The organism is Thalassobacillus sp. C254 (genome assembly GCF_001310615.1).
Window position 1 is genome coordinate 1 of record NZ_BAXQ01000057.1, and the last position, 2,462, is coordinate 2,462.

The window sequence follows — 2,462 nt, forward strand, 5'->3', positions numbered from 1 at the left end:
TATTGTTTGGTTAACCAATGATGGGAGAGTTACATTTCAAACAGAAATTCATGTTGGGCTAAACGACTTGCATTGAAGAGCTGCTCTTTATAGTTATCGAACTCCTGCCTTCCGATTTGCCACTCTACCCCTTCTTTAGTTAATAAACTGTACCGCATGATTACAAAATTATGTTTTTTCATAAAAATGCCTCCTTTTCCAATTCGTATTATTAGTAAAGTGTCATGGAATACAAAAAACTTATTATTTCATGACATTCTATTATATAAGATTCCTAGAAAAAAGTACGCCCTATAAAACTGATTTCTAATAGAAAAGATGCTATAAGCGCTTTGTTTTAATACCTGCTAGTTCTTAGCTTGCATATTCCTCTATTAAAATAATGTGTAATTCTTCTACCTCAATTCCCGTAGCTGAATAAAAGCCTTTGTTAAAGCTTTCGGCCTTTTTTGTTTCCTTTATTATATCTTGTATAATTTCTATACCGTATTTCTCGATAAGATAATCAATCGCAAGAAAGCTTTGCCCATAAATATCTCCATTTTCTATTTTTTTCGCTTCATCCCATGTTTTTTTATCCTTGATCTGACTAAAAGGTAATATTTTCGTTTTCGATTCAACTTCACTATCATTTCCCACATATTCGCTTACCCCTTCTTCAAACCATATAGGAATTTCACTTTGGTCTATTCCTGCATCCTTGATTCTTTGTCTGAAGGCATAATGAGTGTATTCATGCATAATAGTAGATTGGAGTTCAAATACAATCATTTTTTCTCCTGCAAGGATGGCTTCTTTATCATGCAGCAGGAATCCTATGAACTTTTCATCGTCTTTGTAGTACCCATCTGCATCTGTTACACCAGCCAGTTCTGTGAGTTCTTCTTGAGCACCTAATACTACGGCATCTACCTGTCTTTTAGTATAGTTTCCTAGAAGTTGTTCATTTTTTCTCATCGCCTGTTCAAAGGCATCCTTTGTTAGAGAAAGGATTTCCTCCTCTTTTTCAGGATAATAAATATGAACATGACCATATACTGCTTTTTCTCTCTCCTGCTTGATTTCCTTTTCTTTTTCACGATCAAAAGTTTCGGCAGTTGAGGATTGTAAAAATTCACGTTGAAACTGTTCATTCTCTATGGGAAGCACCGAAAAAATACCTCCTGCCATTATGGCTCCAGAGAGAATAATACTTGTTATCTTTACTTCTTTTCTCATAGGCTTTTCCCTCGTTAGTAATTAAGTGATAGGTAAACTTTCAACTATTATTTTTGTAGCATGTATACCCTCAGTTTTGAATCAATAACTTTTTTCTATAGAATGATCCTTTTTTGCTATGTAAGTTCTCATACTTTATACCCTCATTTCTGCCTTCCCTATTAAAAGCCGCCTTTCTTTTCTAGTTTACTGAAAGCACTTAGTTTCGATAAGACGAGTAAAGAGCTGTCTTTATTAAGAAATTTCATTTTCTTTGTATATAGGCACAGAATTATATCAGATGACATAAAATCATGTCCTCTTTCTGACTACATGTGCAAAAGAAGTCGAATGGCCCTTTTTCCCCTGTATTTCTCATGGTAGGATAAAACAAAAGAGGACGGAACAATTGACCGTCAGTATAAACCGTTACATGAAAGGGGAAAGATCTGATGAATCTACCGATTCCGATTCTTTGCAAAGGAGACCGCATAGTTTTCCATTCAGGAAACATCTATGAAATTGAGCTTTCAGCGGTCACCGGGTTATATCATTCCTCTTCTATTCGTCTGAATTGGATAAACAAACCACTAGTATATTTTCCTAAGGATGATGAGTTCCAGGGAAAACGATGGGAAAATCTCCGCCAGCTTCAATCATGGGCTGAAGAACATGCTGACTCTATTTCCAGCATTGAAAAAACAGAAAGAAGCCAGCCTATTCCTGCCTACGCAACCTTGTCTATTGAGGAAGCTCATCATGAGGCACTTCGAGAAGAAGCCGACAGATCAAGACTTCAGGCTTTCCTCACCCAATTCTCATAATCATATTAAAACAACCCAGCTATTTGACTGGGTTGTTTATTGATTTTCTATTCTTCACTTTGCTTGTTTTTCTTTTTAGGTTTCCTGGATTTATCTTCTTTGTCTTTAGAGGAGGATGTTGAGGATTTTTTCTTGCTGCCTTTCTTTCCTTTAGGTTTCTCCCCATTTTCCAAAATCTCTTCTACTTTTTCATTTTTTGTTTTTCCTTTATACTTCTTGGAGCTCTTTTTCCCTTTTTCTGCTTCCTTATTATCTTTGTTTTTCTCCTGCCGGGATTCCTCAGACTGTTCTTCTTCCTCTTCGTTATCGCCGGTGTCCTCGGACTCTTCTTCGGACTCTTCGTTGTCGCCCGTATCCTCATCCTCTTCGGACTTCTCAGACTCTTCTTCCTCTTCACTGTCATCGGTGTCCTCGGACTCTTCTTCGGACTCTTCGTTGTCG

4 protein-coding genes are annotated in these 2,462 nt (G+C 36.8%); 1 reads left to right on the forward strand and 3 read right to left on the reverse strand.

Translation table 11 applies throughout. The features are described 5' to 3' along the window. Positions 1 to 29 precede the first annotated feature (29 nt). Together JCM19033_RS23955 and JCM19033_RS21515 are read right to left on the reverse strand one after the other, a co-directional pair. Positions 30 to 182 carry a hypothetical protein gene (locus tag JCM19033_RS23955; RefSeq protein WP_157050022.1) on the reverse strand — a complete coding sequence of 51 codons (153 nt, stop codon included), beginning with the start codon at positions 180 to 182 and terminating at the stop codon, positions 30 to 32. A 172-nt stretch (positions 183 to 354) separates the two neighbouring features. Then, positions 355 to 1,218 (reverse strand): collagenase, encoded by an 864-nt coding sequence (locus tag JCM19033_RS21515; protein WP_054637872.1) that lies wholly within the window; start codon positions 1,216 to 1,218, stop codon positions 355 to 357. 431 nt (positions 1,219 to 1,649) lie between these two features. Between JCM19033_RS21515 and JCM19033_RS21520 the strand changes: the two genes are divergently transcribed. Next, on the forward strand, positions 1,650 to 2,021 hold the full coding sequence (locus tag JCM19033_RS21520; protein ID WP_054637873.1) for a hypothetical protein: 372 nt from the start codon (positions 1,650 to 1,652) through the stop codon (positions 2,019 to 2,021). Between the two features lie 47 nt (positions 2,022 to 2,068). On the opposite strand, the gene JCM19033_RS24660 is transcribed toward JCM19033_RS21520, so the two are convergent. Next, positions 2,069 to 2,462: hypothetical protein (locus tag JCM19033_RS24660; protein ID WP_198153626.1), on the reverse strand; the 394-nt coding region annotated here is incomplete at its 5' end.

Bases quoted from the DNA above. Each gene is read 5' to 3' on its own strand.
- JCM19033_RS23955 (WP_157050022.1), bottom strand. From the start codon at position 182: ATGAAAAAACATAATTTTGTAATCATGCGGTACAGTTTATTAACTAAA.
- JCM19033_RS21515 (WP_054637872.1), bottom strand. From the start codon at position 1,218: ATGAGAAAAGAAGTAAAGATAACAAGTATTATTCTCTCTGGAGCCATA.
- JCM19033_RS21520 (WP_054637873.1), top strand. From the start codon at position 1,650: ATGAATCTACCGATTCCGATTCTTTGCAAAGGAGACCGCATAGTTTTC.